This is a genomic window from Vibrio echinoideorum, assembly GCF_024347455.1.
GTDB lineage: Bacteria > Pseudomonadota > Gammaproteobacteria > Enterobacterales > Vibrionaceae > Vibrio > Vibrio echinoideorum.
Window position 1 is genome coordinate 258,590 of sequence record NZ_AP025483.1, and the last position, 26,173, is coordinate 284,762.

24 protein-coding genes are annotated in these 26,173 nt (G+C 44.3%); 18 read left to right on the forward strand and 6 right to left on the reverse strand.

From position 1 onward, the window contains the following. Positions 1-2: 2 nt before the first annotated feature. Positions 3-1,139 carry an acetylornithine deacetylase gene (gene argE, locus OCV36_RS01155; protein ID WP_102553497.1) on the reverse strand — a complete coding sequence of 379 codons (1,137 nt, stop codon included), beginning with the start codon at positions 1,137-1,139 and terminating at the stop codon, positions 3-5. 153 nt (positions 1,140-1,292) lie between these two features. Between argE and argC the strand changes: the two genes are divergently transcribed. The 4 genes from argC (at position 1,293) to argH (ending at position 6,647) form a co-directional block, all read left to right on the forward strand. Continuing rightward, on the forward strand, positions 1,293-2,297 hold the full coding sequence (argC, locus tag OCV36_RS01160) for an N-acetyl-gamma-glutamyl-phosphate reductase (protein ID WP_102553496.1): 1,005 nt from the start codon (positions 1,293-1,295) through the stop codon (positions 2,295-2,297). A 12-nt stretch (positions 2,298-2,309) separates the two neighbouring features. Next, the gene (gene argB / locus OCV36_RS01165) at positions 2,310-3,098 is read left to right on the forward strand and encodes an acetylglutamate kinase (RefSeq protein WP_135457714.1); all 789 of its coding nucleotides are present in this window, start codon (positions 2,310-2,312) and stop codon (positions 3,096-3,098) included. 114 nt (positions 3,099-3,212) lie between these two features. After that, positions 3,213-4,424 carry an argininosuccinate synthase gene (locus OCV36_RS01170; protein ID WP_135457716.1) on the forward strand — a complete coding sequence of 404 codons (1,212 nt, stop codon included), beginning with the start codon at positions 3,213-3,215 and terminating at the stop codon, positions 4,422-4,424. Between the two features lie 348 nt (positions 4,425-4,772). Next, positions 4,773-6,647: an argininosuccinate lyase gene (argH, locus tag OCV36_RS01175; protein WP_017073715.1), complete on the forward strand. Its 1,875-nt coding sequence runs from the start codon at positions 4,773-4,775 to the stop codon at positions 6,645-6,647. Positions 6,648-6,922: 275 nt separating this feature from the next. On the opposite strand, the gene OCV36_RS01180 is transcribed toward argH, so the two are convergent. Continuing rightward, positions 6,923-7,171, reverse strand: a complete 249-nt coding sequence (locus OCV36_RS01180) for a DUF3624 domain-containing protein (protein ID WP_102553494.1) — start codon at positions 7,169-7,171, stop codon at positions 6,923-6,925. Positions 7,172-7,258: 87 nt separating this feature from the next. Between OCV36_RS01180 and OCV36_RS01185 the strand changes: the two genes are divergently transcribed. Further along, positions 7,259-7,606 (forward strand): RidA family protein, encoded by a 348-nt coding sequence (locus OCV36_RS01185; protein WP_017073714.1) that lies wholly within the window; start codon positions 7,259-7,261, stop codon positions 7,604-7,606. 207 nt (positions 7,607-7,813) lie between these two features. Here the strand turns inward: OCV36_RS01185 and OCV36_RS01190 are convergent, their stop codons facing one another. The 3 genes from OCV36_RS01190 to OCV36_RS01200 form a co-directional block, all read right to left on the reverse strand. Beyond that, positions 7,814-9,280: a dihydrolipoyl dehydrogenase gene (locus tag OCV36_RS01190; RefSeq protein WP_135457717.1), complete on the reverse strand. Its 1,467-nt coding sequence runs from the start codon at positions 9,278-9,280 to the stop codon at positions 7,814-7,816. Between the two features lie 339 nt (positions 9,281-9,619). Next, the gene (locus OCV36_RS01195; protein ID WP_017073712.1) at positions 9,620-10,348 is read right to left on the reverse strand and encodes a glutathione peroxidase; all 729 of its coding nucleotides are present in this window, start codon (positions 10,346-10,348) and stop codon (positions 9,620-9,622) included. A gap of 44 nt (positions 10,349-10,392) precedes the next feature. Then, positions 10,393-10,572: a hypothetical protein gene (locus tag OCV36_RS01200; protein ID WP_017073711.1), complete on the reverse strand. Its 180-nt coding sequence runs from the start codon at positions 10,570-10,572 to the stop codon at positions 10,393-10,395. Here OCV36_RS01200 and oxyR point away from each other — a divergent pair. Continuing rightward, a complete protein-coding gene (oxyR, locus tag OCV36_RS01205) occupies positions 10,571-11,464 on the forward strand; it encodes a DNA-binding transcriptional regulator OxyR (RefSeq protein ID WP_017073710.1) in 894 nt (297 codons plus the stop codon). The two genes, OCV36_RS01200 and oxyR, sit on opposite strands and share 2 nt — an antisense overlap. Positions 11,465-11,582: 118 nt before the next feature. Here the strand turns inward: oxyR and OCV36_RS01210 are convergent, their stop codons facing one another. Then, the gene (locus OCV36_RS01210; protein WP_167853048.1) at positions 11,583-14,144 is read right to left on the reverse strand and encodes a penicillin-binding protein 1A; all 2,562 of its coding nucleotides are present in this window, start codon (positions 14,142-14,144) and stop codon (positions 11,583-11,585) included. 151 nt (positions 14,145-14,295) lie between these two features. Between OCV36_RS01210 and pilM the strand changes: the two genes are divergently transcribed. From pilM to trpS, 12 genes are all read left to right on the forward strand, one after another. Then, positions 14,296-15,321: a type IV pilus assembly protein PilM gene (pilM, locus tag OCV36_RS01215; protein ID WP_029224878.1), complete on the forward strand. Its 1,026-nt coding sequence runs from the start codon at positions 14,296-14,298 to the stop codon at positions 15,319-15,321. Then, positions 15,305-15,904, forward strand: coding sequence for a PilN domain-containing protein (locus tag OCV36_RS01220; RefSeq protein ID WP_135457719.1), 600 nt, complete (start codon positions 15,305-15,307; stop codon positions 15,902-15,904). Before pilM ends, OCV36_RS01220 begins: the two co-directional genes overlap by 17 nt. Then, positions 15,897-16,526 carry a type IV pilus inner membrane component PilO gene (gene pilO, locus OCV36_RS01225; RefSeq protein ID WP_135457721.1) on the forward strand — a complete coding sequence of 210 codons (630 nt, stop codon included), beginning with the start codon at positions 15,897-15,899 and terminating at the stop codon, positions 16,524-16,526. The genes OCV36_RS01220 and pilO overlap by 8 nt, the downstream gene beginning before the upstream one ends. Further along, the gene (locus OCV36_RS01230; protein ID WP_029224876.1) at positions 16,513-17,031 is read left to right on the forward strand and encodes a pilus assembly protein PilP; all 519 of its coding nucleotides are present in this window, start codon (positions 16,513-16,515) and stop codon (positions 17,029-17,031) included. The genes pilO and OCV36_RS01230 overlap by 14 nt, the downstream gene beginning before the upstream one ends. Positions 17,032-17,066: 35 nt before the next feature. Then, positions 17,067-18,782: a type IV pilus secretin PilQ gene (locus tag OCV36_RS01235; protein WP_135457723.1), complete on the forward strand. Its 1,716-nt coding sequence runs from the start codon at positions 17,067-17,069 to the stop codon at positions 18,780-18,782. A 176-nt stretch (positions 18,783-18,958) separates the two neighbouring features. Beyond that, on the forward strand, positions 18,959-19,477 hold the full coding sequence (aroK, locus tag OCV36_RS01240; RefSeq protein WP_017073703.1) for a shikimate kinase AroK: 519 nt from the start codon (positions 18,959-18,961) through the stop codon (positions 19,475-19,477). A gap of 24 nt (positions 19,478-19,501) precedes the next feature. Further along, positions 19,502-20,590 carry a 3-dehydroquinate synthase gene (gene aroB, locus OCV36_RS01245; RefSeq protein WP_017073702.1) on the forward strand — a complete coding sequence of 363 codons (1,089 nt, stop codon included), beginning with the start codon at positions 19,502-19,504 and terminating at the stop codon, positions 20,588-20,590. A 79-nt stretch (positions 20,591-20,669) separates the two neighbouring features. Then, the gene (locus OCV36_RS01250) at positions 20,670-22,187 is read left to right on the forward strand and encodes an SPOR domain-containing protein (protein WP_135457725.1); all 1,518 of its coding nucleotides are present in this window, start codon (positions 20,670-20,672) and stop codon (positions 22,185-22,187) included. 69 nt (positions 22,188-22,256) lie between these two features. Continuing rightward, positions 22,257-23,105, forward strand: a complete 849-nt coding sequence (locus OCV36_RS01255; protein WP_135457727.1) for a Dam family site-specific DNA-(adenine-N6)-methyltransferase — start codon at positions 22,257-22,259, stop codon at positions 23,103-23,105. A 200-nt stretch (positions 23,106-23,305) separates the two neighbouring features. After that, positions 23,306-23,980 (forward strand): ribulose-phosphate 3-epimerase, encoded by a 675-nt coding sequence (rpe, locus tag OCV36_RS01260; protein ID WP_029222055.1) that lies wholly within the window; start codon positions 23,306-23,308, stop codon positions 23,978-23,980. A gap of 118 nt (positions 23,981-24,098) precedes the next feature. Continuing rightward, positions 24,099-24,785, forward strand: a complete 687-nt coding sequence (locus OCV36_RS01265; protein WP_135457729.1) for a phosphoglycolate phosphatase — start codon at positions 24,099-24,101, stop codon at positions 24,783-24,785. Between the two features lie 173 nt (positions 24,786-24,958). Then, on the forward strand, positions 24,959-25,975 hold the full coding sequence (gene trpS / locus OCV36_RS01270) for a tryptophan--tRNA ligase (protein WP_004729658.1): 1,017 nt from the start codon (positions 24,959-24,961) through the stop codon (positions 25,973-25,975). Positions 25,976-26,173: the final 198 nt, after the last annotated feature.

A 26,173-nucleotide genomic window follows, 5' to 3' on the forward strand; every position in this document is an offset into this window, starting at 1 on the left:
AACTAGAAGCAATATTTACGGATGGATTTACTCAAAACATCAATCGTTGGGTCAATAAAATCGAAACTTAAGAACTCATCGGGTTGGTGAGCTTGGTCAATTGAGCCTGGACCTAACACTAAGGTCGGGCATAATTCTTGAAGGAAAGGAGCCTCAGTACAGTAGTTCACGGTCTGCGATTCAATCTCACATACCGCTTCCATGCCACCAATAAATGGATGGTCGTGCTGGCACTCATACCCCGGAATCGGTTCATGCAATGGCGTGATTTCAATTCGACCTGGCCATTTTGCTTCGACTTCCTTGAGAGCACCACGCAGCATGTTATCTAAACCGTCTAAGCTGATTCCTGGTAAAGGACGAACATCGTAATGCAGCTCACAACAACCACAAATGCGGTTGGCACTGTCACCACCATGAATATGACCAAGGTTTAGCGTTGGACTTGGGATTGCGAATCCAGGGTGGTGGTATTCTTTAACCAACTTGTCACGCAGCTGCATCAAAGCAAATAGCACCTCATGCATGATTTCTATCGCATTCACGCCTAATGCCGGATCAGAAGAGTGACCTGATTTACCCGTCACTCGCACGGCATTTGCCACATGGCCTTTATGACCACGAATAGGAACAAGGCTAGTTGGCTCACCAATAATGCAGTAGTCCGGTTTGAATGGGGCGTTTTCAGTGAAATGGCGAGCACCCAGCATGGTCGTTTCTTCATCACAAGTCGCCAGTACATAAAGTGGCTTGGCTTGTTTGTTCCAATCCATTTTCTTAGCTGCTTCATAAACGAAAGCAAAAAAGCCCTTCATATCGGCTGTGCCTAATCCGTAGAAGCGATTGTTGTGTTCAGTCAGTGCATGAGGATCGAAGTTCCAACGTCCTTCATCGAATGGCACGGTGTCGCTGTGTCCTGCGAGTAGTAAGCCACCTTCTCCAGAACCCATTTTTGCGACCATATTATGTTTGCCGGGTTCGACTTCTACGACCTCTACACTAAAGCCCAAGTCTTTAAACCATTGAGCCATTTTCTCGATGACTTTTTCGTTGCCATGATCCCAGCTTGGATCGGTAGAGCTAATAGAGTCGGTTGAAATTAGGCCTTTATAGACCTCAAGGAAACTCGGTAATTGCATAATATCTTCACTTCTACTATTGACAGGAAAACCATAAGTCGGTAAAACACATATTAAATCATATTTAATGCATAAGAAATCAAATAAAGCTAAAAATTAAGTATGAATAGTCAAATTTGAAATGTTACTTACCTCAGGAATGGATGTGTTGAGATGTTGAAAACCACGATCATTGGCGCAAGCGGCTACACAGGAGCAGAACTGGCTCTAATGATAAACAGACACCCTGAGCTCACGCTATCAGGTTTATATGTCTCAGCCAATAGTGTAGACGCGGGTAAACCTATCGCTGCACTGCACGGTAAGTTAGCTGGCCTGATTGATATGCCAGTGCAACCTTTAACAAATCCGGAAGAAGTGGCAAAGCAATCAGACGTAATTTTCTTAGCAACTGCGCATGAAGTAAGCCACGACCTAGCCCCCATCTTTCTTGAGAATGATTGCCAAGTATTCGACCTATCGGGCGCGTTTAGAGTTAAAGGCGAAAACTTTTATCAAGAGTTCTACGGTTTTGAGCATCAACATGAACAGTGGCTCGATAAAGCAGCTTACGGCTTAGCTGAGTGGAACGAGCAAGAAATTAAAGAAGCTCAACTTGTCGCAGTAGCCGGTTGTTACCCAACAGCTTCTCAATTAGCGATTAAGCCTTTGGTTGAAGCAAAGCTACTTGATACAAACCAATGGCCAGTGATTAACGCAACCAGTGGTGTAACCGGAGCAGGTCGTAAGGCGAGCATGGTAAACAGCTTCTGTGAAGTGAGCTTACAAGCTTATGGGGTATTCAATCACCGTCATCAACCTGAAATGGCTGCACACTTAGGATGTGATGTGATTTTCACTCCGCATCTAGGGAATTTTAAACGCGGCATTTTAGCGACCATCACCATGAAATTGGCTGACGGTGTGACAGAACAACAGATACAAGATGCCTTCGAGCAAGCTTATCAAGGTAAGCCGGCTGTGAGATTACTCGAAGAGACATTGCCAAGAATTCAAGATGTAGAACAGACACCTTTCTGCGATTTAGGCTGGAAGGTTCAGGGTCAACATATCATCGTTGTTTCAGCGATTGATAACTTATTAAAGGGTGCATCTAGCCAAGCGATGCAGTGTTTGAATTTACGTTATGGTTTTGCGCCATTAACTGCGTTAGTGTAAGGAAATCTAGATATGAGCCTTAATAATCAACCATTAATCATAAAGTTAGGTGGCGCTGCGCTATCTTGTGGTGAAACACTTAGCAAGTTATTTGGTGCTATCTCTGCTTACCAACAACAAGCACAGCGACCAATCGTGATCGTTCACGGTGGTGGTTACCTTGTTGATGATTTGATGAGTAAGCTAAACCTCGAAACGGTTAAGAAAGAAGGGCTACGTGTTACCCCTTACGATCAAATTCCTTTGATCGCAGGCGCGCTAGCGGGCACCGCGAATAAATTACTTCAAGGTCAGGCAATTAAAGACGGTATCAACGCCGTTGGTTTGAGCCTCGCCGACGGTGGTCTATGTAAAGTCAGCGAGCTGAGCCCTGAATTGGGTGCAGTAGGTAAAGCTGAGCCGGGCGACTCAACCGTTCTGCAAGCCATCCTTAATGCTGGTGCATTGCCAATCATTAGTTCCATTGGTCTGACTGAGCAAGGACAACTGATGAACGTCAATGCAGACCAAGCGGCTGTGGCTGTGGCAGGTGCACTCGATGCTGAATTGGTACTACTTTCTGATGTGAGTGGTGTTTTGGATGGCAAAGGTCACCTCATTCCAAGCCTTAATCAACAACAAGCTGATGACCTTATTAAAGGTAAAGTCATTACTGACGGCATGATCGTTAAGGTCAAAGCCGCATTAGAAGCCGCTAACGACCTTGGACGACCAATCGAAGTTGCCACTTGGCGATACCCAGACAAACTGACACAACTTTTTTCAGGTAAAAGCATAGGAACACAGTTTTTACCTCAGTAGGCCTCACAACGAGTCACTACTTAAAGAATTTAGACAAATAAATTTAAATAATAACTATTAAAGTCATTTCCAACGCTGACCGCCATGTGCAGTATGGAAACTAGGAGAAAGAAAATGAGCAAAGTTAACGTAAAGAAAGTTGTAGTAGCCTACTCTGGCGGTCTAGACACATCAGTAATTATTCCATGGTTGAAAGAGAACTATGACTGCGAAGTTATCGCATTTGTTGCTGATGTAGGCCAAGGTGATGAAGAACTGATTGGTATCGAAGAAAAAGCGATCGCATCTGGTGCATCTGAGTGTTACATCGCTGACCTTAAAGAAGAGATGGTGGCTGATTACATCTACCCAACCCTCAAAACGGGTGCTTATTACGAAGGTAAATACCTACTAGGTACTTCTATGGCTCGTCCAATCATTGCGAAAGCACAAGTTGAAGTAGCCCGTAAAGTAGGTGCCGACGCACTATGTCACGGCTGTACGGGTAAGGGTAATGACCAAGTTCGTTTTGAAGGTGCATTTGCTGCACTGGCACCAGACCTACACGTAATTGCACCATGGCGTGAATGGGATCTAGTGAGCCGTGAAGAGTGTCTGGATTACCTAGCAGAGCGTAACATTCCTTGTACGGCTTCTCTTACTAAGATTTACTCGCGTGATGCAAACGCATGGCATATCTCTACAGAAGGTGGCGTGCTAGAAAATACATGGAACGCACCTGATGAAGATTGCTGGGCATGGACGGTAGATCCAGAACAAGCACCAAACGAATCTGAAACAGTGATGCTTAAAGTTGAAAAAGGTGAAGTGGTAGCGGTAGATGGCGAAACAATGACGCCATACAACGCACTGGTTTACCTAAACGAGAAGGGTGCGAAGCACGGTGTTGGTCGTATTGATATCGTAGAGAACCGTCTTGTTGGTATGAAGTCTCGTGGTTGTTACGAAACTCCGGGCGGCACAATCATGATGGAAGCACTACGTGCAGTAGAGCAACTGGTTCTTGATAAAGCGGCATTCGAATTCCGTGAAGAGCTAGGTGTTAAGGCTTCTCACCTTGTATACGATGGCCGTTGGTTCACTCCATTATGTAAATCAATTCTTGCCGCGACAGAAGAACTAGCACAAGACGTGAATGGCGAAGTGGTTATCAAACTTTACAAAGGCCATGCAACAGTGACTCAGAAACGTTCTGATAACAGCCTGTACTCTGAAGAGTTTGCAACCTTTGGTGAAGATGAAGTTTACGACCAAAGCCATGCTGAAGGCTTCATCCGTCTTTACTCTCTATCAAGCCGTATCCGTGCTCTGAATAGCCAAAAGTAATTCTAACAATGAGTTAGTGAGCTCGTCTTTAGCGAAAGATTAAAGGCCAGTAAACGAGACATCATTATTCAAAGCCCATTCACTACTGATTAGTGAATGGGCTTTTTGCTTCCGGTTAGCCGAATAAATCAGCTTCGGTTTTTACCAATGAATGGCATATAATTCGCTCTCCAATCTGAAAACAATCAATGCGCGAACTTATGGTGAATAGATATGTGAAAATAATGAATTAATACTTTATTTTCATTTTGAATTGCCGTAAGTTTAAACCATCAGAAAAATACTGAATCTTAATCAGAATTATCATTTGCAAAAAACAGTGAGCACTGTGCAATTAGGAGATACACAATGGCATTATGGGGCGGTAGATTTACCCAAGCAGCAGACACTCGGTTCAAAGATTTTAACGATTCTCTTCGTTTTGATTACCGATTGGCTGAGCAAGACATTGTTGGCTCTATTGCTTGGTCAAAAGCTCTACAGTCGGTCAATGTTCTAACAGAAGAAGAACAGCAAAGACTAGAGCTTGCACTGAATGAGCTAAAACTCGAAGTGATGGAAGACCCTGAACAGATCTTACGTTCTGATGCAGAAGATATTCACAGCTGGGTTGAGCAACAACTTATTGGCAAGGTCGGTGATTTGGGTAAAAAGCTTCACACTGGCCGTTCTCGTAATGACCAAGTAGCGACAGACCTTAAACTATGGTGTCGTCAACAAGGTAACCAATTACTGTTAGCGCTTGATCGCCTACAAAGCCAAATGGTGAACGTTGCTTCCCAGCATCAAGAAACCGTGCTTCCTGGCTATACTCACTTGCAACGTGCTCAGCCAGTAACTTTTGCTCACTGGTGCCTGGCTTACGTTGAAATGCTTGAGCGTGACTACTCTCGTTTGAATGATGCGATTAAGCGTCTAGATACATGTCCGCTGGGTTCTGGTGCCCTTGCAGGAACTGCTTACCCGATGGACCGTGAAGAGTTAGCTCACAACTTAGGTTTCCGTCGTGCAACACGCAACTCTCTAGATTCAGTATCTGACCGTGATCATGTGATGGAGCTGATGTCGATTGCATCTATCTCTATGCTTCACCTTTCACGTCTTGCAGAAGATATGATTTTCTACAACTCTGGTGAATCGAATTTCATCGAGTTAGCGGATACCGTGACTTCAGGTTCATCCCTGATGCCACAAAAGAAAAACCCGGATGCGCTCGAACTTATCCGTGGCAAAACTGGCCGTGTATATGGTTCATTAGCGGCAATGATGATGACAGTAAAAGCTCTGCCTTTGGCGTACAACAAAGACATGCAAGAAGATAAAGAAGGTCTGTTCGACGCTTTAGATACTTGGAATGATTGTATGGAAATGGCGGCACTTTGTTTTGACGGCATTAAAGTGAATGGCGAGCGTACACTTGAAGCGGCGAAGCAAGGTTATGCAAACTCAACCGAACTGGCTGATTACCTAGTTGCGAAAGGCATTCCTTTCCGTGAAGCTCACCACATTGTAGGTGTGACGGTAGTTGCGGCCATTGCTAAAGGCTGTGCACTAGAAGAATTGACCATCGCAGAGTTGAAAGAATTCTCCGATGTGATCGAAGAAGATGTGTATAGCATCTTGACCATTGAATCGTGTCTTGAAAAACGTAGTGCGCTAGGTGGTGTGTCACCGCAGCAAGTCGCTTACGCGGTTGATCAAGCCGAGAAGCGTTTATCACAGCGTGATACTTCAATTGTTAAGGTTCGTCCTGCTCGTTTGACGGATATCGAAGCGTTAGAAGGCATGGTGGCCTACTGGGCTAACATGGGTGAAAACCTGCCTCGTTCTCGTAATGAACTGGTGCGTGATATTGGCTCGTTCGCGGTGGCTGAACATCATGGTGAAGTGACAGGCTGTGCATCACTCTATGTCTATGATTCTGGCTTAGCTGAAATTCGCTCCCTCGGCGTCGAAGCGGGTTGGCAAGGCCAAGGTCAAGGTACTGCGATTGTTCAGAATTTGGTTGATAAAGCACGACAAATGGCAATCAAGAAGGTGTTTGTACTGACTCGTACTCCTGAGTTCTTTATGAAGCATGACTTCTTGCCAACATCAAAGTCTTTGCTGCCAGAGAAGGTGCTAAAAGATTGTGACCAGTGTCCTCGTCAACATGCATGTGATGAAGTGGCCTTGGAAGTGAACTTGGTAGAGCAGATTATCGCTAAGGTTAATGTTGCATAAATCATTGATTTTATAGCTCCTAAAAAAAAGATCAAAAATCTGATCTTTTTTGGGAACAAACTAAGAAAAGTCCGGTCTATTAAAGTACCACTGCTTTTTCTTAGAAATTTCTAAGAAAGCCCTAGAATCGATTGGTTCTGGGGCTTTTTTCTATCTGCTGTTTGGGAATTGGTTTGTAGGCTGTTTTTCAGGATGAATTCACTCACGGAGCCTTTAGGTAGGATCGCACATTGTTTGCTGACACTGTCATTCCCATAAACGATTCCAATTTCAATCTAGTGTTTGTTATTTCGTAAAGGCAGCACGACAAATTTCATTATCCAATGCAGCGACAACAAACCACTGAATGCACAAGCGGCCATCATTAAAGCGATAGAGTTTATGGCTTTCGGATCATCTTTGAAAAATATCCACCACGCTCCCCAACTGGCTATCGACAATACCGTTAGTTGATTCATGCAGCGCTGGCAGCGACCGAGTTTGTCACGGATTTTTTCACTTTTATTGCAATGAATACATGTCATCTTGGGCTAGATTCGCGTTATGCTTGTTGCCCTGATAATAACACGTCACAAGATATTGGATCACGGTGACACAGAGAGAGAAAGTCGATGATTGAGCGCCAAGAAACCAAACAACGCATGAGCCGTATTGTTAAACATAACGGCACTATCTACCTATGTGGCCAAGTTTGTGCTGATGCAACAAAAGACATCACAGAACAAACACAGACCATGCTAGATAAAGTTGAAACTCTACTTGAGCAAGCAGGCAGTGACAAAGAGCACATGCTATCAGCAACGATTTACTTGAAAGACATGAAAGACTTCCAAGAAATGAATGCAGTATGGGATGCATGGGTTCCAGAAGGTCATGCCCCAGCTCGTGCATGTGTGACGGGTGATATGGCTCGCGAAGCGCTACTTGTTGAGATCTCTGTGATTGCTGCTGAGAAGTAATAGCTAACCTTTAGCTACAGGTAATGGCTTCAAGAAAGATACCTCGATACTCGGTTCTGGAATTCTATTATTAGCTTGTTACCAAAAACAAAAAGGAAAGCCAATGGCTTTCCTTTTTAGTATCTAGTGTTTGCTAACTGCTAACTGCTAACTGCTAACTGCCAATTGATTAGCGATAGCCTGATATTAAAGACCTGATATTTGTCATTAACAACCAGGGCCACAATCTAGACAGTGTTTCACCGTCTCTGGACCAAGGTGCAGTTTTGCATTGAGGTCACGTAGCGCTGTTCGAACACCTTCTTCAATCACTGGGTGGTAGAAAGGCATATCTAGCATTTCAGAAACCGTCATCTTATTCTGGTGTGCCCAAGCTAATAAGTGAGCTAAATGCTCTGCGTTTGGTCCCATCATTTCAGCTCCAAGGAAGCGGCCTGTACCTTGTTCGCCGTAAACGTGCAGAATACCTTTGTTACGCAGCATCACTCGTGAACGGCCTTGGCTTTCGAAAGACACTTCACCTGTTGCAAAACAACCACATGTGCCTAGGCGTGTTGTGATCTCTTTATACGTTTCGCCAACCATCGCAATTTGCGGGTCTGAGAATACGGCTGAGATTTTTGAGCGGCGCAAGCCTGCTCGAATCTCAGGGAAGCGACCTGCGTTGTCACCCGCAATACGTGCTTGGTCTGCGGCTTCATGCAGTAGAGGCAGCTGGTTACTTGCATCACCTGCAATAAATACTGATGGTAGCGACGTTTGTAGCGTGTAGTGATCGGCAATTGGAATACCACGTTCATCAAGCTCTAAAGAGGTGTTTTCTAGGCCAAGTTTATCGGTATTTGGACGACGGCCTGTTGCTGCCAGCACATACTCAACGACGTTAGTTTCTAGCTCACCTTGCTTATTGATGAACTGGATTTCGACACGAGCTTCACCCGATTCAATGGTAATACGCTTCATGCTTTCGATTTTTACGTCAGCATCAAGATAGAACTCTTCATTGAAGGCTTTATCTGCATAAGCCATGATCTCTGGGTCTGTCACTGGGCCAACTTGACCACCTAAGCCGAATAGTTTTGTTTTCACACCTAAGCGGTGCAGTGACTGACCAAGCTCTAGGCCAATAACGCCAGGGCCGAATACGGCAACCGATTCTGGTAAATCATCCCAGCTGAACACGTCATCGTTAATGATTAAGCGATCACCCAGTTCATTCCAAGCTGCAGGGTATGCAGGGCGAGAACCTGTTGCGATAACAATGCGCTTAGCAGTCACTACTGTGTGGTTATCAATTTGTAGCGTGTTGTCATTTAAGAATTTAGCGTAGCCAGAGATTTTGTCTTGCTCTGGGATTTCATCAACACCTTCTAAAACAAAACCCACAAAACGGTCACGTTCAAACTTCACTCGGTCCATCACTTCACGGCCGTTAATCACGATATCACCTTGTGGGTGAACGCCAAAAGCCGGAGCTTTCTCGATGTGATGTACACTTTCTGCAGCTGCAATAAGCAGTTTAGATGGCATACAACCAACACGAGCACAGGTTGTACCGTAAGGGCCGCCTTCAATCATCACAACACTGTCAGTGTGTGCTTTTGCAGCGCGGTAAGAACCTAGACCTGCCGTACCGCCCCCGATAACTGCTACATCTACATTGACTTGTTTCATAATAATTTTCTCGCAATGGCTAAATTTAGTTTGAACAAACCCCTCCGACTCTGGTGATTTGTTGAGAGTCAGGATAGCGGGTCAGTTTTGTGATTCTGTTTTATTAGGTTTAGCTGGTGATTCAGCTTTTGTTACTAGCTGCTTCTTGTTACTTACTGCTTCTTGTTACTAACTATAGGTTAGTTAAAAGTTGGCGAGTCAGAAGCTGTATCTTTTCCAAAGTTCATATAAGAGTGATTTGGAATAGCTAACCCACAAGAGGGTGGGTTAGCTGGTATTACTAAGCTATTTAATTACTTAGGTCATTTAATTGCTAAACGTTTATTAGCGACTAAGTGATTAACCTAGGAAAGCTTCTAGTTCTTCGCTGCCACCGATGTGTTTGCCACCGATGAATACTTGAGGAACTGTAGTGCGACCAGAGATTGCACGTAGGCTTACTGTTGTTGCGTCTTTACCTAGAACCACTTCTTCGTAGTTTAGACCTTTGTCGATTAGGTTTTGTTTCGCTTTCATACAGAAAGGACAGCCTGGCTTAGTGAATACTGTGATTGACTCTTGCTCTTTGTGTTCAGGAGCAAGGTAGTTAAGCATAGTATCAGCATCAGAAACCTTGAACGGGTCGCCTGGTACGTCTTCTTCGATGAACATTTTTTCTACCACGCCGTTTTTAACCAGCATGCTGTAGCGCCATGAACGTTTGCCAAAACCAATGTCATTTTTCTCAACTAACATACCCATACCGTCTGTGAAGTCGCCGTTGCCATCTGGGATGAATGTGATTTTTTCAGCTTCTTGGTCTGCTTTCCATGCGTTCATAACGAACGTGTCGTTTACAGAAACACAAAGGATGTCATCAACGCCGTTTTCTTTGAAGACAGAGTGCAGCTCGTTGTAACGAGGTAGGTGGCTTGAAGAACATGTTGGTGTAAATGCACCTGGCAGGCTGAATACGATAACTGTCTTGTCTTTGAATAGCTCTTCCGTCGTTACGTTAACCCATGCATCACCTTGGCGAGTTGGGAATGTTACTTGAGGGATTGATTGACCTTCTTTAGATGCAAACATATTGATTTCCTTAAATAGTATTTTTAATTTTGTTCACTCAGAGCTTAACGTTTTTCTTTGCTCTGTTTCGTTTCGTTGAGCCCATTATTAGATAAATCCTTTGATAGCTCTAATCGTTTGATGTTATGGTTTTGATAGGTAAATTCTATCAAGAACATTTTTCTTTTAAATGTTTCTATTAAAACCCTTGTTCTTATTAAAACCTGAGGTAAGAGACTGAGCATGAACATTCGTGACTTTGAATATTTGGTGGCGCTCGCAGAGCATAAGCACTTTAGAAAAGCGGCAGAGGCGTGCTTCGTCAGTCAACCTACTTTGAGTGGGCAGATACGTAAACTCGAAGATGAAATTGGTCTTCAGTTAACCGAGCGTAGTCCAAGGAAGGTGATCTTTACAGAATCTGGCTTACAACTTGTGGAACAGGCAAAACGCATTCTCAATGAAGTGAAGACCTTTAAAGATATGGCAAGCGGACACGGTGAAGCGATGACAGGGCCAATGCACATCGGTTTTATTCCGACTGTGGGGCCTTACATATTGCCGAAAATTATTCCTCATCTTAAAGAGTGTTTCCCCGATCTTGAACTCTACTTGCATGAAGCTCAGACGAATCAATTAGTGAGTCAGCTAGAAGATGGCAAGTTGGATTGCTTGGTATTGGCTGCTGTAGATGAAACGGCTTCTTTCAAAGAACTTGATGTTTATGATGAACCATTAAGTGTTGCGGTTCCGTGTGACCATGAATGGGCTGAGCAAGACAGTGTGGACATGTTGCAACTCAATGGAAGAACGGTACTGTCTTTAGGTGATGGCCACTGTTTACGAGACCAAGCCTTAGGCTTCTGTTTTGCTGCGGGAGCAAAAGACGATGAGCGTTTTAAAGCGACCAGCTTAGAGACGCTGCGTAACATGGTAGCGGCAGGGGCGGGTATTACCTTGTTACCTCAGCTATCGGTTCCAAAGGAAAAGAAGAAAGATGGTGTGTGTTACGTACCGGCTGTTAATCCAACGCCTTCACGTCGCATTGTTGTCGCATACCGACCAGGCTCTCCATTGAAGGGGCGATTTGAGCAACTGGCTGACACTATTCGCACGCAATTAGAGAAAGTGGTTTAGCTGTTTGTTTTAAAATAATAGATATAAAGGTTCAAACAGTAGATACAAAAAAGGGTTGATATGAATTCATATCAACCCTTTTTAGTTGGTTCATCTTACTAGGTTCAACAAACCCTAGCTAGAACAGCTCTTCTACGGCTTCGCCTGATGACGTTGAGTAGATATCATCGTTGAAACGTTCAGTGATGTACTCGGTTGGCTCTGTGCCTTTTTCGAAGTACTCGAACATTGATGAGCTATCGAACTTGTTCGTCAGTAAGCCAGTTTCACGGTCGATACGAACACGGATGATGTTTTCCGGAAGTTCTTTACGCTGCGCAGGTACACCTGCTAATGCAGTGCCCATGAAATCAACCCATGCCGGTTCTGCTGTTTTAGCGCCAGCTTCTGCACCTGTAATCTGGTTTTTACCAAGGTTCGAGTTTGCTTTGGTTCTACCTAGGTTACGGTTGTGGTTATCAAAGCCAACCCACACCGTTGCAACCATGCCAGGGCCGTAGCCGCTGTACCAAGTATCTTTCGAGTCATTGGTGGTACCAGTTTTGCCGCCAATATCACGACGTTTTAACGGCTGAGCACGCCAGCCTGTACCATTCCAACCAGTGCCTGCACTCCAATCACCGCCGCCCCAGATGTTGCTGTACATCATTTCACGAACTAGGAATGCGTTCTGCTCAGAGATCACTTGAGGTGCGTATTGCACTTTGGCATCGACATCTTGCTCTGCAAATTCATCGGCCATTGGATCTGTGGCAGCTTTCTGATCGCAATTGTCCTTACAAACCACTTTTGGTGTCGCTTCAAATTCAGTTTCACCAAATGGGGTTTCAATATGGCTGATGTAGAACGGTTCTACGTAGTAGCCGCCATTAGCGAATACCGAGTAACCTTGCGCTACTTTCATTGGTGTTAAGCTGCCAGCACCCAGCGCAATAGTTTCTGAGCGAGGCACTTCATCAATATCAAAACCAAAACGTGTTAGATAATTACGAGTGTCATCCAAACCCACTTCACGAAGCACACGCACAGCCATTACGTTTTTAGATTGAGCTAAGCCAATGCGTAAACGCGTAGGACCCACGTATGTCGGTGGTGAGTTCTTTGGTCGCCATGCCGTACCTTGGCTCTTATCCCATTGGTTGATAGGTGCATCGTTGATCAGTGATGCCAGCGTTAAGCCTTTATCAATTGCCGCTGAGTAGATAAATGGTTTGATGCCAGAACCGACTTGACGAACAGATTGCGTCGCACGGTTAAATTTGTTGTGAACAAAGTTAAAGCCACCGACCATCGACAATATCGCGCCGTTGTTCGGGTTCATGGCAACAAAAGCAGTATTCGCATTGGGTACTTGGCTTAATCGCCATACAACCGGTGTTTCAGGTTCAGTTGTTGCTGATTCTTCTGTTGGCTCTTCAGAGACTTCGTCACCTGTAATCGCTTCATGGCGAACCCAAATTTGCTCACCAACCGCAACAATTTCTTTCGCTTGAGAAGGAGCAGGGCCTTGGCGGTTGTCTGTTAGGAACTTACGCGCCCAGTTCATGCCCTGCCATTCGATAGAGCCTTCACCTTGGTTTTTAACCCAGATTTGTGCGCTTTTCGAATCAACGGCCGTAACAACCGCTGGGACTAGGTCACCATAGGTTGGTTGAGACTTCAGATGCTTAACGATTTGTTCATGATCCCAAGCCGATTGCGCGGTTTGCCACAATACTTTTTCAGCACCGCGGTAACCGTGACGCTCATCGTAACCAAGTAGGTTTTTAATCGCGGCTTGGTTAGCAGCTTTTTGAAGTTTTGAATCAACAGTCGTGTAAACCTTCATACCTGACGTATAAGCGGCTTCACCGTAGCGTTCAACCATCCAAGCTCGTGCTACTTCAGCAACATAGGGTGCGCTCAGTTCAATCTCTGCACCGTGGTATTTCGATATCAATGTCTCGCTACGAGCTTCATCGAACTCTGATTGAGTGATGTATTTCTCGTCTAACATACGACGTAATACCACGTTACGACGGTGAGTCGCGCGCTCAATCGAATAGATAGGGTTCATCGTGGATGGTGCTTTTGGCATACCCGCCAGTGTAGCAATTTCACTCAGGGTAAGCTCAGGGAGATCCTTACCGAAATAAACACGCGCTGCCGCGCCAAAACCGTACGAGCGGTGACCAAGGAAGATCTTGTTTACATAAAGCTCCATGATCTCTTCTTTGCTAAGCAGTTGCTCGATATGGATCGCAATGAAGATCTCTTTGATCTTACGCATGATCTTTTTCTCATTAGATAAGAAGAAGTTACGCGCAAGTTGTTGAGTAATGGTACTCGCCCCTTGTTTGGCTGACCCCGACATCGCAACGACGAGCGCTGCACGGGTGATACCAATTGGATCAATACCTGGGTGTTCGTAGAAACGGCTATCTTCGGTGGCAATCAGGGCCTCAACTAAGTGGCGAGGGATCTCGTCATAAGTCACTGGGTTACGACGCTTCTCACCAAATTGAGAGATCAATTTACCGTCTTGACTGAAGACTTGCATTGGCGTTTGGAGTTTTACGTCACGCAGAGTAGCAACATCAGGCAGCTCGGGTTTTACGTAATAATAAAACCCAAAAATTGTACTGACTCCAAGAATCATGCAAATCAATGTAAATATGAATAATCGCTTTATGAACTTCACCGGATAATCCCTGATTAGTTAAGGCTGATAAGCAGCAAACCCTTGTACTCTAGGTTAAAAACTTAGCTTTCGTTTATTAACGCTTATTTAACTAATAATCACAACCCCTAGATAATCAACGAAATGCTTGGCACTTCAGGAGCTAGGTCACATGGGTTCATCATTAATTACAGGTATAGATATAAATCATCACAGCATCAAAGCTGTGGTCCTAAAACCCGTTGGGGAGTCGTATGCCCTAGTGGGATACAAAGAGCTGCCGATTTCGGACGACATTTTTACAGCTAACCATACTCTGGAGTATCAGAAAACTGTTAAGAAACTCAAAGAACTTAGGAAAGGGCTGCCTTTTGGAAGTCGCAACGTCTCTATTTCGGTACCGGAGAACACAGTGATCAGCAAAGTACTGCAAATAGAGAGTGATCTAGAAGACAGAGAAAAAGAGTTCTCGATCTATCAAACCTTTGCTCACCAATCTCCCTTTCCTATCGAGGAGCTGAGTTTAGATTTTGTAAAGCTGGAAGACAAACGATTTGGTAAAGGATCAACAAGCAGCTACCAAGTGTATGCGACTCGTAAAGAGGTGGTTGATAGCCGAGCCGATGCGTTAACGAAAGCAGGGTTTAAACCTATCTTGGTTGATACACAGGCACATGGCCTTCTCAATATTTGGCAACTGGCTTCGCGTTTGTATCCAGAAAAAAAGAATTGGTTGCTCGTGGATGTTGGCATCGACCAAACGTCGTTAGGGATTATCCCACAAGGTTCAGTACCTTTTTATAAAGACCTTGCCTTTGGTACCCAAGATCTTCGCGGTACGGATAAACCTAGTGATATCGAAGGTGGGTTCGTCACAGCCGAGGAGACGCACCGATTTATTGTCAATTTAATTGAAAAACTCAAGCGTCAGTTACAGCTCTATTCGTCGGTGAATACGCTTCAACCTATTGCAGGGATATGGCTGATGGGTGAGGGTGCAAGCACACCGATGCTCATTGATGAGCTAGAGCGACATTTTCAGTTGAGTTGTGAGTCATTGAATCCTTTGTCTTTGTTTGAAAATAAGGTTGCGAAGAAGCGTCGACTACCTATGGATTGGCAACATTTTGGTATTGCGGCGGGTATGGCAATGAGTGGGCTTAAATGGCAAGGAGAAAAGCATGTTGCATCAAATTAACCTGCTGCCTTGGCGTGACGAGATTCGAGGTCAGCATAAAAAGCGTTTTGTTCATTTGGTTATTCTCGGCACCATTATAGCGTTCTTGGGGCAATGGGCGATGGGAAACTATTTTCATGGCCAACACGCCAAGCAGCAATCTCGCCTCAGTTACCTCGATAAGTACATCGCAGAGCTCGACCAGAAGATCCAATCATTAAAAGTGGCGGAACAAGAACACAAAGCCATTCTTACCAGACTCGATGTTGTGGAGTCATTACAACTCGGTCGCAATAAAACTACCGACTTTATGAACCTGATGCCTGAGTTGATTCCCGAGGGTGTGTATGTCGACAAGATAAAGATGAATGGTCAGGAGATTGAAATGTCGGGCATTAGCGACAGTACTGCTCGTCTCGCTACGATGTTGGACAACCTCGAGCGTTCAGATTCTCTGAAAGGGGTCGAGATGCACTCTATCGTTCATAACCGCAAGCGCTTTAATAAAGAGTTTCAGACCTTCAAGGTCTCTTTTGTGTTTAGCCCTGTGTCTTTAGAAAGCACAACCGCGAGCAGAAAAGAGAAGGGGGCGCATCATGGCTAACCTTCAAAATAAGATTAGTTGGCAAAACAGGATGAGTTTGCGAGAGCTCGATGTTGATGAGATCACTGAATGGCCTTTGTTGCCTCAACTGCTAGTGATTATGGTGTTAATGGTGCTTATCCAAGGGGTAGGGACTTGGCTCTATATTCTGCCGTTGGACGATGAACTTCAACAGATGAAGCAACAAGAGCAGACGCTTAAAGCCACTTTGAGAATTAAAGCCAATAAGGTGGCGGCTTTGCCTAAGCTGCAGAGCCAACTAGATGAGTTGACCAGTCGCTACGACTACCTATTAGAGCAACTACCGGTTCAGAAAGAGCTAGCCAGCATGTTGGCCTCAGTGAATGAGCTTGGGTTGGATAATAAACTGACGTTTACGCGGATTGATTGGGGACAGAAGCAAAACAAGGCGTTCCTGTATCTATTGCCACTCAATATCGAACTGACTGGTGATTACCACGAGATTGGTGATTTCTCTGCGGCCATCGCTAAGCTGCCGCGCATTATTAGCTTTGATGATGTGAATTGGCAACGAGTCAGTCAAGAAAGCAGCACACTGCATTTTAGGGTTCGAGCTTATACCTACCAGTTCAAAGCGGAGGTCAATGATGAAACCCAGTAACGTGCTTTATTCCATATTGTTACTGCTTGTGTTGTCGGGCTGCAAAGCGAACGAGGATTCGTTAGATGACTTTGTTGTACACGTCGAAGCTAAGGCCAGGAAAGAGGTGGATCAGCTTGTCCCGGTCACTGAATTTTCAGCCGCTATTTATCAACGTCGAGCTTTTCGTCCCCCCTTTGAACTTCCTAAAGAAGCGATCGTGCAAAACCAACCTTTGGTTAAGAAAAACTGTTGGCAGCCTAGTGTTCGCTCTCGGAATGGCAAGTTAGAAAAGTACCCGCTGAGCAAGCTGCGTTTAAAAGGCGTAATGGGAAGTGGTTCAAATGTACTTGGATTAGTGCAAACGCCGAGAGGCAACGTTGTGAATGTAAAGAAAGGCCAATTCATCGGCTTAAATAACGGTCGGGTCACTAAAGTGACAAGCCAGTACGTTCTGATAAATGAAACTCTTCCAGATGGCCTAGGTTGTTGGCACAAACGCAACGTTAGGTTAGCTCTGAAGTAAACCAATGTCACATGATGTGGATATGAGATGTAACTATGATTAAAGGAATAAGTGGGATAGTGAACAAAGCGCTGCAAGGCATTGTGTTGTCTTTGATGTTGTTTTTTACGGTAACGATTCACGCCGAAACCTCCAACAAGTTGGAGAATATTGATTTCAGGGTAAATAAAGACAAAGACGCGATCATCATTATCGAATTGGCAACCACCACTGCGGTTGTCGATGTTCAGCGAGTGCAAGAGGGCTTAAGTATTGAGTTGATCAATACTCAGGTAGACGACGATAAACTGTATCTACTGGACGTCAGGGATTTTGCGACCTTAGTTGAGGGTATTGAAGTCTTTAGAGAATCGCCGAGCACTCGGCTGTTGGTAAACATCTCCAATGACTACCAATATGAGTACAACCTTAAAGGACGCTTTATTGAGGTTGTTGTGAGTCAGCCTAAGGTCGATAAAGCGGCGGTTGAGAAAAGCATCTTGGAAAAAGAAGGCAAGCTGATATCGATTAACTTCCAAGACATTCCTGTTCGTAATGTTCTTCAATTGATAGCCGATTACAATGATTTCAACTTAGTGGTGTCTGATTCGGTCTCAGGAAATTTAACTTTACGGTTAGATGGCGTCCCTTGGCAGCAAGTTCTCGACATTATCTTGCAAGTTAAAGGATTGGATAAACGCGTTGATGGTAACGTTATCTTAGTGGCACCAAAAGCTGAGCTCGATCTTCGCGAGCAACAAGCGTTAGAAAAATCTCGCTTAGAAGAGGAGTTGGGAGAGCTTAAGTCGGAAATTATCAAGATTAACTTTGCCAAAGCGACCGATATCGCAGACATGATTGGCGGTGATGGCTCGGTGAGTATGCTGTCTGATCGAGGTTCAATTACTATTGATGAGCGTACCAACTCGCTTTTGATTCGAGAGCTAGAAGAAAACATTACGGTGATAAGAGGCATTATTGAATCCTTGGATATCCCGGTAAAACAAGTACAGATAGAGGCACGCATTGTGACGGTTACTGAGGGTAACCTTGATGAACTTGGGGTACGTTGGGGCGTTTCTTCAACAAATGGTAGCTTCACTGTTGGCGGTTCGATAGAAGGTAACCATTTATCTTCAATTACTCCTTATGACGACAATAGTGGAAACAGCGTGATTGATGACTTTCTAAATGTAAACTTGGGTGCGACATCTCCGAATGCTTCAAGCATTGCTTTTCAGGTTGCTAAGCTCGGTTCTGATACTCTGCTCGACCTTGAGTTATCAGCACTACAACAAGAGTCGAAAGCCGAAATTATTTCTAGCCCACGATTAATCACCACCAATAAAAAACCGGCTTATATTGAGCAAGGCACGGAAATTCCCTATTTAGAGTCCTCTTCTAGTGGTGCAACATCGGTCGCATTTAAGAAAGCGGTATTGAGTCTGAAGGTGACACCGCAGATCACGCCAGATAATCGCTTGGTGTTGGATTTGAGTGTGACTCAAGATAGACCAGGGCAAGTTGTGAAAACGGGAACAGGTGAGGCTGTGGCCATTGATACCCAAAGGATTGGCACGCAAGTGCTTGTTAATAATGGTGAAACGGTCGTGCTCGGTGGGATTTTTCAACACAGTGTCAGCAGCACGGTCGATAAAGTTCCTCTGTTGGGAGACTTGCCAGTTTTAGGCGAATTGTTCCGTCGCAGCTATGAAAATGTGGGCAAAAGTGAACTACTTATTTTTGTTACACCTAAAGTTGTGATTCAGTAATGAACAATTAGATTAAAAATAAAGTTGCATTAGTGGCACCTAACCTTGATAATTTCGGGTCTTATCACGAATTATCTGTGAGGAATCGGTGCCACGGGCCTTTTAATTTCAGTACTTGTACTGACCTACCTTGTGGCGATGTCATTGAATTAACGTTGTAAATTACTGCTAAAAACATGGCTGAGAAACGCAATATTTTTCTTGTTGGTCCAATGGGCGCCGGCAAAAGTACAATTGGTAGACACCTAGCTTCCCAACTTCATATGGAGTTTTTAGACTCTGACACTGTGATCGAAGAGCGCACTGGCGCAGACATCGCATGGGTTTTTGATGTTGAGGGCGAAGATGGTTTCCGTAAACGCGAAGAATCTGTAATCAACGATCTGACAGAAGAACAAGGTATTGTTCTTGCGACAGGTGGTGGTTCAGTGCTGAGCAAAGAAAACCGTAACCGTCTATCTGCACGAGGCATTGTTGTATACCTAGAGACAACAATTGAAAAGCAACTTGCTCGCACTAACCGCGACAAGAAACGCCCTCTACTTCAAACAGACAACCCGCGTGACGTGCTAGAAGATCTAGCTGTATCCCGCAACACACTATACGAGGAAGTGTCGGACTACACAGTTCGTACTGACGACCAAAGTGCAAAAGTGGTAGCCAACCAGATCGTAAAAATGCTAGAAGAACGTTAAGTTCATTTTTCGGAGAGCAAACCCATGGAACGGATTACGGTCAATCTAGCTGAGCGTAGCTACCCAATCTCTATTGGCGCCGGGTTATTTGAAGACCCGGCGTACCTTTCTTTTTTATCAGGCAAACAGAAAGTTGTTGTTATCAGTAATGTGACAGTAGCGCCTCTTTATGCTGATAAAATTTTATCGCTATTGGATCAAGTAGGCTGTCAAACTTCTCTTTTAGAGTTGCCAGACGGTGAGCAGTACAAAACCCTCGAAACGTTCAACTCAGTGATGAGCTACATGCTTGAAGGGAATTACAGCCGCGATGTGGTTGTGATTGCTTTAGGTGGTGGTGTTATCGGTGATTTGGTCGGTTTTGCTGCATCTTGTTATCAACGCGGTATTGATTTCATTCAAATCCCGACGACACTTCTTTCTCAAGTGGATTCCTCTGTAGGTGGTAAAACCGCAGTGAACCATCCTCTTGGTAAGAATATGATCGGCGCTTTTTACCAACCAAAATCTGTCATCATTGATATTCACTGTTTATCAACGCTTCCTGAGCGTGAGTTCGCAGCGGGTATTGCTGAGGTAATCAAATACGGCATCATTTACGATGAAGCCTTCTTTGATTGGTTGGAACTGAATCTAGAGAAACTTTATCAACTTGATGAAGAAGCACTGATTACCGCAATTGCTCGTTGTTGTGCAATTAAGGCAGAAGTGGTTGCTCTAGATGAAAAAGAGTCAGGAATCAGAGCGTTATTGAACCTAGGTCATACATTTGGTCATGCGATCGAAGCTGAACTAGGCTATGGTAATTGGCTACATGGTGAAGCTGTGTCTTCAGGAACTGTAATGGCAGCGAAAACCGCTCAATTACAGGGACTGATCTCTCAGCAGCAGCTTGAGCGAATTATTTCTATACTCAAGGATGCGAAACTGCCAGTTCATACGCCAGAAAGCATGTCTTTTGAAGACTTTATGAAGCACATGATGCGTGATAAAAAAGTGCTGTCTGGTCAATTACGCCTGGTATTACCAACAAGTATTGGTACTGCTGAAGTGGTTGCTGATGTGCCTCAGGACATCATTAAACAAGCGATTGATTTCTGCCGTACTCTTTAAATTTGGTTGTGAGGTTGCCTAGCTAAACTCTAGGCAACTGAAGCGTTTTACTGATCGGTCTTATCAGTAGGGATCCCCAATGAGTTTGGCTCATGAATTAAGAGTATTAGAGTTAGAGTCTCAAGTTGAGCTGCTAGAACGCTTACAGCTTTTGACTAACTTTGGTTCAAACCTAGTGACGGTTGCGGGTAAAGCTGGTTCAGGCCGTTCTTGGTTAGCTCAGCGTTATCTTGAGGCGTGGTCGACAGAAAAAAATCAATGCTTACTGCTTTGTCACCCGAGCCAAGACGATCAACAACGTCGCGCGCTTATTCTTAGCCAAATTGTTTCTGACCCCCTATTTAATCAACATGATTCCTTATCAGATAGCCTAGCTAGGTTACTTGATGGAGAGGCGTGTAACGTGGTTATCGTTGTTGATGATGCCCACCGACTCTCCGAGCTATTGGTATCCGAATTATGGATGTTGGTACTGGAAGCTCAATCTAACCCCCAATGGACGATCAATATCGTTCTCTTTTCTGACACTGGCCACTTAGACACGCTATTAACACGTCTGAGTTATGGCCAACAACATAAGCCTATCGATCTAGAGATCGATAATCTTTCTCAGCCAGAAGCTGAACATTTCTTTGAATCTTTAGTGATTCGGTATGTTGATGATGAGTCTGAATCTCGCGTGCGACATGCGTATAAGAAAGCGCAACCTCTGCCCGGAGAGTTAATGGCTTTAGGAGAATTGAAAGTGGAAAAAAGGATTATTATTCGCTCAATTATTGGTTCACCAATCAACATTGCGATTGTGGTGGCCTTGTTGTTGGTTTTAATTGGTGGCGGTTATTGGTGGATGTTCAGTCAACCAACACCTGACGATAAAGTACAATCTCTTATCTCGCCAATTGAACAAACTGCTATCCCTACTTTTGAAGTGAAGACTGGTAGCGAGCAAGTTGGTGCTGAAGGAACGGTTGATTCAGAAATAACAACTGACATGAGTTACCAAGGTGCTGACGATGATAGTTCGTCTCTACCGCCAGTTGTGGTTGAAGATACTGCCAGTGTTGGTGAGGTAGATAAAAACCAGCAGCGCGTGGTGATTACTTCTGATGTCGTTGATGCTTTGCTTGATGATAAGCCAGAGAGTGCCGATACCAGTGCGATTGATGCTGCCGTTGAAGAAAGCACTGGATCACCAGTTAACTCGCAATCTGATGCAACAGGAAATGAATCACAATCTTCAGTCGATCAAGATGCGGACCTGACACAATCAACGCCGCCGACTAAAAAAATCACCTTTTCATTTTCTCGCGAGGAGCTACAAGCTATCTCCCCACGCGCTTATACCCTACAGTTGAGTGCGATGACCTCATTAGAAGATGTTCAGTCTTTTATTGAAGAGTATGAAGTCGAAAACAAGGTTCGTATTTATCCAACACTACGAAATGATACCAAGTGGTTTATTATCACTTACCAAGATTACCCGACGATTCAAGTCGCGCGAGATGCGGTGAGTTCGCTACCAAAAGCCCTTCAAGAGTTGGAACCTTGGGCAAAATCGATGAATCAGGTACATCGAGAGATAGAACGTGCGAAATAACCCTGAGCTTAGCCTTAAAATATGTTACATTCCGCAGCCTTATTTTTGAGTTGATAGATAGAGCAGTAAATGAAAAAGCAGCGTGCCTTTCTAAAATGGGCTGGTGGTAAATATGGCCTAGTTGAAGACATCCAACGTCACCTGCCACCTGCTCGGAAATTGGTTGAACCATTTGTCGGTGCAGGCTCAGTATTTCTAAATACTGATTTTGAACAATACCTGCTTGCGGATATCAATCCCGATCTTATCAACCTGTATAACCTTCTTAAAACTGATCCTGAAACCTACATATCTGAAGCGAAGCGTTGGTTCTGCCCCGAGAACAACCGTAAAGAAGTTTTTTTAGATGTTCGAGCTCAGTTCAATGCTACCGATAACATCATGTATCGCTCGCTTGCATTCTTGTATATGAATCGATTTGGCTTTAATGGTCTGTGTCGATACAACAAGAAAGGTGGTTTTAACGTTCCGTTTGGTTCTTATAAAAAGCCGTATTTCCCAGAAGCAGAGCTTGAATTTTTCTCAGAGAAATCGAAAAAAGCAACGTTCGTCTGTGAAGGGTATACTGAGACCTTCAGCCGCGCCCGTAAAGGGTGTGTCGTCTATTGTGATCCTCCTTATGCACCGTTGTCGAGTACCGCTAACTTTACCTCTTATGTCGGTAATGGCTTCAGCTTAGATGATCAAGCGGCCTTGGCTGATGTTGCAGAAAGAGCGGCGATGGAACGAGACATCCCTGTCTTGATTTCAAACCATGACACCACCTTAACGCGCCGTTTATACCATGGTGCGGAATTGAATGTGGTCAAGGTTAAGCGCACCATTAGCCGTAATGGCGCTGGGCGTAATAAAGTTGATGAGTTACTGGCACTTTTTCATAAAGAGAAAAACCAGCAACACGCTTCAGCAGAATTGTAGCGGTCAAAATAACCCTAAAACTCATTAAATTGAGTGACCAAAGGGTACTTTCATAAACTAATCTTTCGAACTGCTAGGATCTGCTTAGGTGCTTAGGTAGAATTGCACACCAAATAGTCTTGGGATTGAGTCTTGTATTTGTGTATGAGTTCTCACAAGGCGGTGATATTCGCAATTTACTCACTCTTAAGAGGTTTGGTATGAAAGATTTTCTAATTGCTCCATCGATTTTGTCTGCAGATTTTGCTCGTCTTGGTGAAGACGTAGAGAAAGTACTCGCAGCGGGTGCTGATGTTGTGCACTTCGATGTGATGGACAACCACTACGTACCTAACCTGACTTTTGGCGCACCTATCTGTAAAGCGCTGCGCGACTACGGTATTACTGCACCTATCGATGTTCACCTAATGGTTAAGCCTGTGGATAGCATCGTTCCTGAGTTTGCTAAAGCCGGCGCATCAATGATTACCTTCCATGTTGAAGCATCTGAGCACGTTGATCGTACTCTACAGCTAATCAAAGAACACGGCTGTAAAGCGGGTGTCGTTCTAAACCCGGCAACACCGTTGTCTTGCCTTGATTACATTCTAGATAAAGTAGACATGATTCTATTGATGTCTGTGAACCCTGGCTTTGGCGGTCAATCTTTCATTCCACACACGCTTGATAAGCTGCGTGCTGTTCGTAAGCTAATTGATGAGTCAGGCCGCGATATCCGCCTTGAGATTGATGGTGGCGTGAAAGTGGATAACATCCGTGAAATTGCAGAAGCGGGCGCTGATATGTTCGTTGCTGGTTCAGCTATCTTCAATCAACCGGATTACAAAGAAGTGATTGATGAGATGCGTGCAGAGCTTGCAAAAGTTAACGCATAAAAGTAGAACTAGGGTCTGTTGACCTAAAATCAAAAATTCAGATTAAGGGGCTAATTAGCCCCTTTTTTACGTCTTGTTACTCGACTGGTAAGACGAACATAATAAATAGGAAAGTAAGATGTCATTAAGCTCAATAAAACTGATCGCCTTTGATTTGGATGGAACCTTGTTAGATAGCGTACCTGATTTGGCTGTCGCTGCTGACCAAGCATGTCAGGAACTGGGTTTCGCTTCAGTTAGCGAAGAACAAGTTCGCGACTATGTTGGTAATGGTGCTGATGTTCTTATCGGACGTTCATTGAGCCGTAATCTTACGGTTGATCCAAGCCTTGAGCCTGAATTGCTAAAGAAAGCGCGCATCCTGTTTGATGATTTCTACGAACAGGGTGGCCATAAGCTGAGTCACCTTTATCCATCGGTTAAAGAGACGTTAGCTGAGTTAGATAAAGCGGGCTTCACCATGGCGCTTGTCACTAACAAGCCATCGAAGTTTGTGCCAGATGTTCTCGCGCAACACGGTATCGATAAGTACTTTGTTGATGTGTTGGGCGGTGACTCTTTCCCAAAGAAAAAACCGAACCCAGTGGCACTGAATTGGTTGCTGGAAAAGCACAATGTGAAGGCTGAAGAGATGCTGATGGTTGGCGATTCAAGCAACGACATCAAAGCCGCTAAAAATGCAGGTTGTCACTCGTTTGGTTTGACTTACGGTTACAACCACGGCGAGCCAATTTCAGTATCAAACCCTGACTATGTCGCAGACAACATTGCGCAATTACTAGATGTCGTTTTAGTTTCAGCATAAAGCGGACAAAAGTTAGTTAACCTACTAGCAAAATACTTATCAATGAGTACACTGGATGAGCCGTACAGAAAGAGCTGTGCGGCTTTTCTATATTTAAGTTAAGAAGCTAGGCTAAGACGCGAAGTTAAGAAACTAAGTTAAAAAGCTAAGCAACAAGCAAAGGAATTAAAACCATGAGCAAGCCCATCGTATTGAGTGGTGTTCAACCATCTGGTGAACTAAGTATCGGTAACTACTTGGGTGCTCTACGTCAATGGCAACAGATGCAAGATGACTACGATTGCCAATACTGTGTTGTAGACCTTCACGCAATTACGGTTCGTCAAGACCCGAAAGCACTGCATGAAGCGACTCTAGACGCATTAGCAATCTGTCTTGCTGTCGGTGTTGACCCAAAGAAGAGCACGCTATTTGTTCAGTCACACGTACCAGAGCATGCTCAACTTGGTTGGCTTCTTAACTGTTACACACAAATGGGTGAACTGAGCCGTATGACTCAGTTTAAAGATAAGTCTGCACGTCACTCAAATGACGTAAACGTAGGCCTATACGACTACCCAGTGTTGATGGCCGCAGACATCCTGCTTTACGGTGCTCACCAAGTGCCAGTAGGTAGCGACCAGAAACAACACCTAGAGCTAGCGCGTGATATCGCAAATCGCTTTAACAACATCTACGGCCCTGAAACGCCAATCTTCCAAGTGCCAGAACCTTATATTCCAACAGTGAATGCACGTGTAATGAGCCTGCAAGATGCGACTAAGAAGATGTCTAAGTCGGATGACAACCGTAAGAACGTAATTACTCTGCTAGAAGAGCCTAAGTCGATCATCAAGAAGATCAACAAAGCTCAGACAGATGCAGAAACGCCACCACGTATTGCTCACGATTGGGAAAACAAAGCGGGTATCTCTAACCTAATGGGTCTGTACTCTGCGGCGACGGGTAAAACGTTTGAAGAGATTGAAGCGCAATACCAAGGCGTTGAAATGTACGGTCCGTTTAAGAAAGATGTAGGCGCAGCATTGGTTGAGATGCTTGAACCAATTCAAGCTGAATACCACCGTATCCGTGCTGACCGTGCTTACATGGACGCAGTAATGAAAGCGGGAGCTGAAAAAGCCTCTGAGCGTGCTGCCGTAACACTGAAAAAAGCATACGAAGCGGTAGGTTTTGTTACTCGCCCGTAGAGTTTAACTAAAACAAGCTGTTTGAAAATTTAAGCCCAAAGTGGATTTTGTTTACTTTGGGCTTTTTAGTGCCCGTCCTATTTGAATTCCCTGTAACTCCCCTTGTTTGAATTGATGATTTACACATTGTCGGACTAACATATTCATATTGTTAATGCTGTGTTATTGATCTTATTCACTGATTTTAAGTTTTATAAA

Excerpts from the sequence above, each read along its gene's own strand:
- oxyR (WP_017073710.1), top strand. The coding sequence starts at position 10,571 with ATGAACATTCGTGACTTTGAATATTTGGTGGCGCTCGCAGAGCATAAG.
- OCV36_RS01195 (WP_017073712.1), bottom strand. The coding sequence starts at position 10,348 with ATGTTTGCATCTAAAGAAGGTCAATCAATCCCTCAAGTAACATTCCCA.
- OCV36_RS01255 (WP_135457727.1), top strand. The coding sequence starts at position 22,257 with ATGAAAAAGCAGCGTGCCTTTCTAAAATGGGCTGGTGGTAAATATGGC.
- OCV36_RS01220 (WP_135457719.1), top strand. The coding sequence starts at position 15,305 with ATGTTGCATCAAATTAACCTGCTGCCTTGGCGTGACGAGATTCGAGGT.
- OCV36_RS01185 (WP_017073714.1), top strand. The coding sequence starts at position 7,259 with ATGATTGAGCGCCAAGAAACCAAACAACGCATGAGCCGTATTGTTAAA.
- OCV36_RS01200 (WP_017073711.1), bottom strand. The coding sequence starts at position 10,572 with ATGCTCAGTCTCTTACCTCAGGTTTTAATAAGAACAAGGGTTTTAATA.
- OCV36_RS01170 (WP_135457716.1), top strand. The coding sequence starts at position 3,213 with ATGAGCAAAGTTAACGTAAAGAAAGTTGTAGTAGCCTACTCTGGCGGT.
- trpS (WP_004729658.1), top strand. The coding sequence starts at position 24,959 with ATGAGCAAGCCCATCGTATTGAGTGGTGTTCAACCATCTGGTGAACTA.
- argC (WP_102553496.1), top strand. The coding sequence starts at position 1,293 with ATGTTGAAAACCACGATCATTGGCGCAAGCGGCTACACAGGAGCAGAA.
- OCV36_RS01250 (WP_135457725.1), top strand. The coding sequence starts at position 20,670 with ATGAGTTTGGCTCATGAATTAAGAGTATTAGAGTTAGAGTCTCAAGTT.
- OCV36_RS01265 (WP_135457729.1), top strand. The coding sequence starts at position 24,099 with ATGTCATTAAGCTCAATAAAACTGATCGCCTTTGATTTGGATGGAACC.
- aroB (WP_017073702.1), top strand. The coding sequence starts at position 19,502 with ATGGAACGGATTACGGTCAATCTAGCTGAGCGTAGCTACCCAATCTCT.
- OCV36_RS01235 (WP_135457723.1), top strand. The coding sequence starts at position 17,067 with ATGATTAAAGGAATAAGTGGGATAGTGAACAAAGCGCTGCAAGGCATT.
- OCV36_RS01180 (WP_102553494.1), bottom strand. The coding sequence starts at position 7,171 with ATGACATGTATTCATTGCAATAAAAGTGAAAAAATCCGTGACAAACTC.
- rpe (WP_029222055.1), top strand. The coding sequence starts at position 23,306 with ATGAAAGATTTTCTAATTGCTCCATCGATTTTGTCTGCAGATTTTGCT.
- OCV36_RS01190 (WP_135457717.1), bottom strand. The coding sequence starts at position 9,280 with ATGAAACAAGTCAATGTAGATGTAGCAGTTATCGGGGGCGGTACGGCA.
- argB (WP_135457714.1), top strand. The coding sequence starts at position 2,310 with ATGAGCCTTAATAATCAACCATTAATCATAAAGTTAGGTGGCGCTGCG.
- pilO (WP_135457721.1), top strand. The coding sequence starts at position 15,897 with ATGGCTAACCTTCAAAATAAGATTAGTTGGCAAAACAGGATGAGTTTG.
- aroK (WP_017073703.1), top strand. The coding sequence starts at position 18,959 with ATGGCTGAGAAACGCAATATTTTTCTTGTTGGTCCAATGGGCGCCGGC.
- pilM (WP_029224878.1), top strand. The coding sequence starts at position 14,296 with ATGGGTTCATCATTAATTACAGGTATAGATATAAATCATCACAGCATC.
- argE (WP_102553497.1), bottom strand. The coding sequence starts at position 1,139 with ATGCAATTACCGAGTTTCCTTGAGGTCTATAAAGGCCTAATTTCAACC.
- argH (WP_017073715.1), top strand. The coding sequence starts at position 4,773 with ATGGCATTATGGGGCGGTAGATTTACCCAAGCAGCAGACACTCGGTTC.
- OCV36_RS01230 (WP_029224876.1), top strand. The coding sequence starts at position 16,513 with ATGAAACCCAGTAACGTGCTTTATTCCATATTGTTACTGCTTGTGTTG.